Below are 6156 nucleotides of genomic sequence, written 5' to 3' on the forward strand. Positions count from 1 at the left end.
AAAATCACTTATTGCCCCCGCATTTATCCGTGGGGTCGCCTCTAAAATCTAAAATCTAAAATCTAAAATCGATTGACCGCAGATGCAGGCTGATTGACGTTGATGAACGCAGATTAGAAGATGTATCCGGGATCGGCTGCTGGGAGTTGGTTCGCCGGCGCGATCGCCCCGGAACTGGTACACAGGATCGGAGTTAAAATTAATATCGCTGTATTTGCGAGTTTACTCGGCATTTTTGAGTGCTTGAATATCGCCTTGCATAATTATGCTGACATTGCGCGAAATCTTGTCTATTTCCCAATCCCACCACCTAATTTCTAATAGTTGTGCAACTTCAGCATCGCTAAAACGCTGTTTGATTGCATGGGCGGGGTTTCCACCGACAACGGTGTAAGCGGGAATGTCTTTTACTACAACGGATTTTGCGGCAATGACTGCACCGTCGCCGATTTTGACTCCGGGCATAATCATGGATTCATAGCCGATCCAAACATCATTGCCAATGACGGTATCGCCTTTACTTGGCAGTTCCATTAATAAATTCATGGCTGTTTCCCAACCATTCCCAAAAACCGGAAAAGGATAAGTTGAAATTCCGTCGAGTTTGTGATTAGCACCGTTCATAATGAATTTGACGTTGGTGGCGATCGCACAAAATTTGCCAATAATTAATCGGTCGTTTCCGTAGTTATAAAGTACATTTTTTTCAAAGTTTTCTGGATCTATTGGATCGTCGTAATATGAGTAATCGCCGACGATAATGTTGGGAGATTTAATAAAGTTTTTGATGAAGCATACGCGCCGCTGATCGGCCATCGGATAAGGTCGGTTTGGATCGGGCCCAATTTCTGTCATAAGTTTCCATCCTTATTCGTTAAGCTGCTGGATCGATCTACTGTTAATTCGAGTTAGGTTTGCTTCTGCTTGATTAACATAGAGTAGGAGTGTTTGTCAAGGGGTGGGCGAGAAATTTTGGTCGATCGCCCTGCAAGAAATGAGACAAAATGGTAAAACCCAACATCCATCCGTGTTCGGAAGCGGTTAAAAATCCCAAATTAATATAAAAGAAGCGATCGCAGTGAGATAATTTATGAGAGTACGAACCTACGAAATCGGTGATACCCAACAAATTGTACAACTGTTTTACGACACCATACACGAAGTAAACATCCGCGATTACACACAAGCACAAGTAGATGCTTGGGCTCCCGCAGATATGGATATCGAAAGTTGGACTAAAAGTTTAAGCAGTAAATTTACATTCGTAGCCGAAGAGGGTGAGAAAATTGCAGGTTTTGGGGAATTAGAAGCAAGCGGCCATATCGATCGCTTTTACTGTCATCAAGATTTTCAAAGGCAAGGAGTGGGTAGGCTAATTTTAAAACAAATTGAGTCAAAAGCCAAAGACTTAGGAATTAACAAGTTATTTACCGAAGCCAGCATTACAGCTCGACCTTTTTTTGAAACCCAGGGATTTATTGTGATTACAAAACAAGAAGTAGAACGCAGAGGACAAAAATTCATCAACTTTGCGATGGAAAAAAATATATAAACAACGATTTGTGTAAAATTAGATCGAAGAGTTTTATGGAGGAGTTGCGATGGTGACGGAAGCTACAAATGTGGTGGGCGGAAAGTTAGAGACTTGCTGCACTTCGCCAATGACAGGATATTATCGAGACGGCAAATGCAATACAGGTGGTGGCGACTTTGGGGCTCACACTGTTTGTGCTCAACTGACAGAAGAGTTTTTGCAATTCACTAAGTCGAATGGAAATGATTTGAGCACTCCGGTTCCCGAATTTAACTTTCCCGGTTTGAAGCCTGGGGATTGCTGGTGTTTGTGCGCCCCTCGGTGGAAGGAAGCAATGGATGCAGGAGTTGCGCCACCTGTGGTTTTGGCTGCGACTCACGCCTTGACTTTGGAATACGTTTCTTTGGATGAATTGAAGCAGCACGCTGCTGATTTGTAGGAGGATGTTGGTGTGCGATCCTCTTCGAGGGCTTTCCTTCGGATCGCAACGCTTTCGCTAACGGGCGATCGCGCTCTTATACAAACTGTAGGGTGCGTCAGTTGGCGTTATTTTTTCAATAATTCAGGGGTTTTTCACTGACCCACCCTACAAGTTTACTCCAATCAGTTAAGATAGGTTTAGAGGTGAGGTATAACCAGTGTCAGCTAAGGATCTATTTCATAATGCTGTGAAGCGAGGTCTTGAAAAATCTGAGTGGGTGGTTACTCACGATCCTCTCAGGCTAGAATTTGCCGAGAATGAGAGAGTCGAAATCGATTTGGGAGCGGAACGACTCATCGGGGCGGAAAAATCAGGAAAAAAAATTGCAGTAGAAGTCAAGAGTTTTTTAAGCGCTTCAGCTCTCTCTGATTTTCATACCGCGTTAGGACAATTTTTAAATTACCGTTTAGTCTTAGAAAAGCTCGAACCAGCTCGCACTTTATATTTGGCAGTTCCCATCGCCACTTACGAATCTTTTTTCAGTCGGAAGTTACCTCAAGCGTCGGTTCGACAACATCAAGTCAAGCTTATTGTGTATAACCCAGTTCAGGAGGAAATAGTCAAATGGATCGACTAGACCATTACCGTCAGTGCATTCAAAAACTCCTAATTGAAGACAGTAAGATAGCACCAATTAACGGAGAAATTGAGGTAGAAACAATTTTTGATCGAGAAAGCGATCGCTATCTAGCCGTCGATTTAGGATGGGACGGACACCGCCGCGTGTATAACTGTGTGTTTCATTTGGATATTAAAAATGGCAAAATCTGGATTCAGCGAAATCAAACTGACAGGCAGATTGCTGATGAATTGGTAGAAATGGGAGTACCCAAAGAGGATATAGTGCTAGGAATTCAGCCAACTTATGCACGCCAACATACAGGGTTTGGAGTTGCATAGTAATTCGTAGGGTGGGAGCATCTCAGTTTTGTAAAAAGCATTTTTTTTATTGTAGTGCGAGCGTCCCCGCTCGCGTATTGTACAATACGCGAGCGGGGACGCTCCCACTGTAAATGCAAAACTGAGATGCTCCCCGTAGGGTGCGTCAGTTTGCATTACTTTGTCGGCGAAGCGAGGAGATTTCGACTGACGCACCTTCCTAAACTACACCTCCGGCAACTTAATACTCGCCCACAAACTGACGCACCTTACTAATTTCTAGGGTGCGTCAGTTTGCACGATGTTCTCTGCGAAGCGAGAAGATTTCGACTGACGCACCCTACTAAACTACACATCTGGCAACTTATACTGCCCCACAATCCGCTTAGCATATTCCGGCACATGAGCCTCTAATTTCTCCGGGTAATTGCGCTTCACGTACAGATAATTACGAGTGAAATGAGAATCAATCGAAAACCGAGCATATTCCAAGCCCTTCGGCCCAATTCTCTCAATAAAAACTCCCATTAACTTCGCCGCCCACATTGGCAAAGTCACCCCTTTTTCATAAGCCGGAATGCTTTGCTGAACCGCTTCTTTTCTGTTCCCCTGAGACATCACCGGCTGAGTATTTAACTGATCCGCTACCAAATCTAACATCTCTTGCCCGGTGTCATTTCGCACCACAATCCACTGCCACCCAAAAGGTGCGCCCATGTAGCCCACAACTAAATCTGCTAAAGAATTCACATAATCAAAACAGCTCAAACAAGAAGGAGCAAAAACATCTTTCAATTCCTTAGTATTCAGCCCGAAAAACGGCACTTTCTCTTCCGAACCATCTTCGTGTTTGAAGTGAACGTTAAAGTCTTGCATAAACTCATAAGACACAACCGTTTCGGGAGAACGGCTAGTCGTGTCTAGGAATTTCTGCAAGCCTGCACGGCTGACATTATCGACACAGGGAGTTCCCAAAACGTAGAGCTTTTCTAAACCGAGTTTTTTCTCTACTGTTCGCAAAGCTTGAATTTGACAGCCGACACCAATTACTAACAGCCGCTTCATCCCAGATTTTTCGATTTGTTCTAATACTGAAAGGTTGGGGGAGAGAGTGGGTTTGTTGACTTTTGCTGCCAGAATTTCTTCGCGATTTCTAGCAATAATTGGCATTGGCTGAAAGCGGTCTTCTTTAGTATTTTGGACGCAAACAACGCCTTCTACAATTCCTTTTTCGAGCATTTCAATGGCAATTGTGCTGACGATTCCAGTCCATTGAGCGCCCTCGATCGGCTCTTTTTTACGAGCCGCCATCATATTTTGACTGACTCCGAAATACCAATCGTCGGGATTGTCGAGATTGCGCGATCGCCCGTGAATCTCTTCTTCTAATTCCGCGATATGCTGTGTTAAGAAAGCACAAGATTCCTTGACATAATGGATGTAATATGTATCGCACAAACCGCACTCGCTGCAAAGTTCTTTAGCGGGGCGGCGGCTACCCGGTTTGAGGGCCTTGGATTTTTGGTGCTTAGTAGAATCTGTTGCGGTCATCTAAATTACTTATTTTATGCAGATATGGCTTTTGTTAGGATATCACAGCAATTTCGGTTGTTACCTCCTTTATTCTTTCTTTCAGTCCTCGCAGGCGGACGCAAGCTGGTGCGGGAGCAAATTCGGTTCGCCCGAAATAGGCGGTTTTCAAAGCTTAAAAAATATTAGTCAGGACTTACCTAGGTTGCGCTAGAAACCCGGTTTCTTCCTGAATACCTCGCTGTTAAACCTAAGATGTATACTCTAAACGGGGTTTCTTTGTGTAGTTTTGGTAAAAAAATCAAGTTTCAGAGAATCGCCGTGCGTCTACGAGTGTTTGTGTAAGTCCTATTAGGAATGAGAATTAAATCACTTGCATTTTTTGTAGGTTGGGTTGAGGGACGAAACCCAACGCCAGGCTTGATTGTTGGGCGGAGTGAAACGGAGGGTTCGTTCCACTCCGCCCAACCTACGAAGTTATTTAATCGACGATCCTTAGTATCAATCCGGATCTAGCGATCGATCGCACGAATACATTGCCAAATAAAGCTATAAAAAAATGGTAAAAATGTTTGTGACAACAGCCGTCGCTGGCATCATGATGAATCTCGCAATTTCGAGCTTAGGATTTGCTGCTTTAGTTCGCCCTGTCCCCGCTACGAATCAAACTGTTGCGACTCTAGAAAGAATGCTCAGTGCGACACAAAAGCCGGCGGCGCTGAACTATTCGCGCCTGGGGATTGGCGGCGTTCGGTTGGGGATGCCTGTAGAAGAGGCAAAACGTAAGTTGGGAAAACCGCAGCGCGACGAAAGTAAACCTGCTGAGCCTGGCCTCGGCGACAAGATTCGCACGCTAACCTACTCAGGATTGACGGTAGCAGCATGGAAGGGCAAAGTTTATTTAGTTTCTACTACCAATCCCAAGTTTCTGACAATTGATGGTGTGAAGCTAGGAGATAACAGCCAAAAAGTCGTTAAAACTTACGGTTACGGGTCGCAATCAGTGCAGGGTGGAGTGACTCGGTTGACTTACAGCAATGACCAAAAGGCTTCTAATTTGATTGTGGAAATTAAGGGCGATCGCGTGCAAAAAATTATTGTGAGCACGCAGCTAAACTGAAATATTAAATAACACTGCAAAAGTCCCGGTTCACAAGTTTGTAGTAAGGACTTTATTGCTTATTTATGAAGATTTTTAGCCTTTCTGTGAAGTGACTGGAGGGCTTTTTCCTGATGTACGCGCGTGCGTAGCTATCCCGTAGGGAATCGCCCGCGTCTCCTTACTCCTCTTCATCATCATCCGACAATTTTGTCATTTCCTCCGCAATTAGTGTCTGAAAATCCTCTCCGCAGTGAACGTTGAGATGGATTGCAGAGAGGAAGGAACTCTGGTACAATTTCCGCTTTTTGTCGATCGCTCAAATCAGGTAACTGAAGTTTATCGATTAATATCAAATCCGCCCTTCATCGAAATTATTCATCTCTCTGTTCTCTGACTCTGCGTTCTCTGCGTACTCTGCGGTTTAATCATTCCAATCCAACCGGAATTGATATAAAGTAATAACATTTTGACACTCAGTGCCCAATTCTTCAATTAACGTACTCAGCCTAGAATTAGTTACAGAAATTGTCCGATCGCTAACTTCCATCTTTACTTAGGATCGCGAATTAAATAACTTACAATTTTAATTGTTATTGTGGGATGGGCGTCCCGCCCGTCCAAAAAGGACGG

General features: G+C 44.1%; 7 protein-coding genes. 5 read left to right on the forward strand and 2 right to left on the reverse strand.

Going from position 1 to position 6156, the window contains the following annotated elements; all coding sequences use genetic code 11:
- Positions 1 to 222: 222 nt before the first annotated feature.
- Positions 223 to 855 carry a Vat family streptogramin A O-acetyltransferase gene (locus QUB16_RS32650; protein WP_333322505.1) on the reverse strand — a complete coding sequence of 211 codons (633 nt, stop codon included), beginning with the start codon at positions 853 to 855 and terminating at the stop codon, positions 223 to 225.
- Positions 856 to 1090: 235 nt separating this feature from the next.
- Here QUB16_RS32650 and QUB16_RS32655 point away from each other — a divergent pair, with 235 nt between their 5' ends.
- From QUB16_RS32655 to QUB16_RS32670, 4 genes are all read left to right on the forward strand, one after another.
- Positions 1091 to 1552: a GNAT family N-acetyltransferase gene (locus tag QUB16_RS32655; RefSeq protein ID WP_333322506.1), complete on the forward strand. Its 462-nt coding sequence runs from the start codon at positions 1091 to 1093 to the stop codon at positions 1550 to 1552.
- Between the two features lie 49 nt (positions 1553 to 1601).
- Entirely contained in the window at positions 1602 to 1973 is a 372-nt protein-coding gene (locus QUB16_RS32660; protein WP_333167401.1) for a DUF2237 domain-containing protein, read from the forward strand.
- Between the two features lie 199 nt (positions 1974 to 2172).
- Positions 2173 to 2592, forward strand: a complete 420-nt coding sequence (locus QUB16_RS32665; RefSeq protein ID WP_333290728.1) for a XisH family protein — start codon at positions 2173 to 2175, stop codon at positions 2590 to 2592.
- Positions 2580 to 2915, forward strand: coding sequence for a XisI protein (locus QUB16_RS32670; protein ID WP_333322508.1), 336 nt, complete (start codon positions 2580 to 2582; stop codon positions 2913 to 2915). The genes QUB16_RS32665 and QUB16_RS32670 overlap by 13 nt, the downstream gene beginning before the upstream one ends.
- Before the next feature lie 327 nt (positions 2916 to 3242).
- Here the strand turns inward: QUB16_RS32670 and QUB16_RS32675 are convergent, their stop codons facing one another.
- Positions 3243 to 4445 (reverse strand): Coenzyme F420 hydrogenase/dehydrogenase, beta subunit C-terminal domain, encoded by a 1203-nt coding sequence (locus tag QUB16_RS32675; RefSeq protein ID WP_333322509.1) that lies wholly within the window; start codon positions 4443 to 4445, stop codon positions 3243 to 3245.
- A 553-nt stretch (positions 4446 to 4998) separates the two neighbouring features.
- Between QUB16_RS32675 and QUB16_RS32680 the strand changes: the two genes are divergently transcribed.
- Positions 4999 to 5544, forward strand: a complete 546-nt coding sequence (locus QUB16_RS32680; RefSeq protein WP_333322511.1) for a hypothetical protein — start codon at positions 4999 to 5001, stop codon at positions 5542 to 5544.
- Positions 5545 to 6156: the final 612 nt, after the last annotated feature.

It is taken from the genome of Microcoleus sp. D3_18a_C4 (assembly GCF_036702415.1).
Classification (GTDB): domain Bacteria; phylum Cyanobacteriota; class Cyanobacteriia; order Cyanobacteriales; family Microcoleaceae; genus Microcoleus.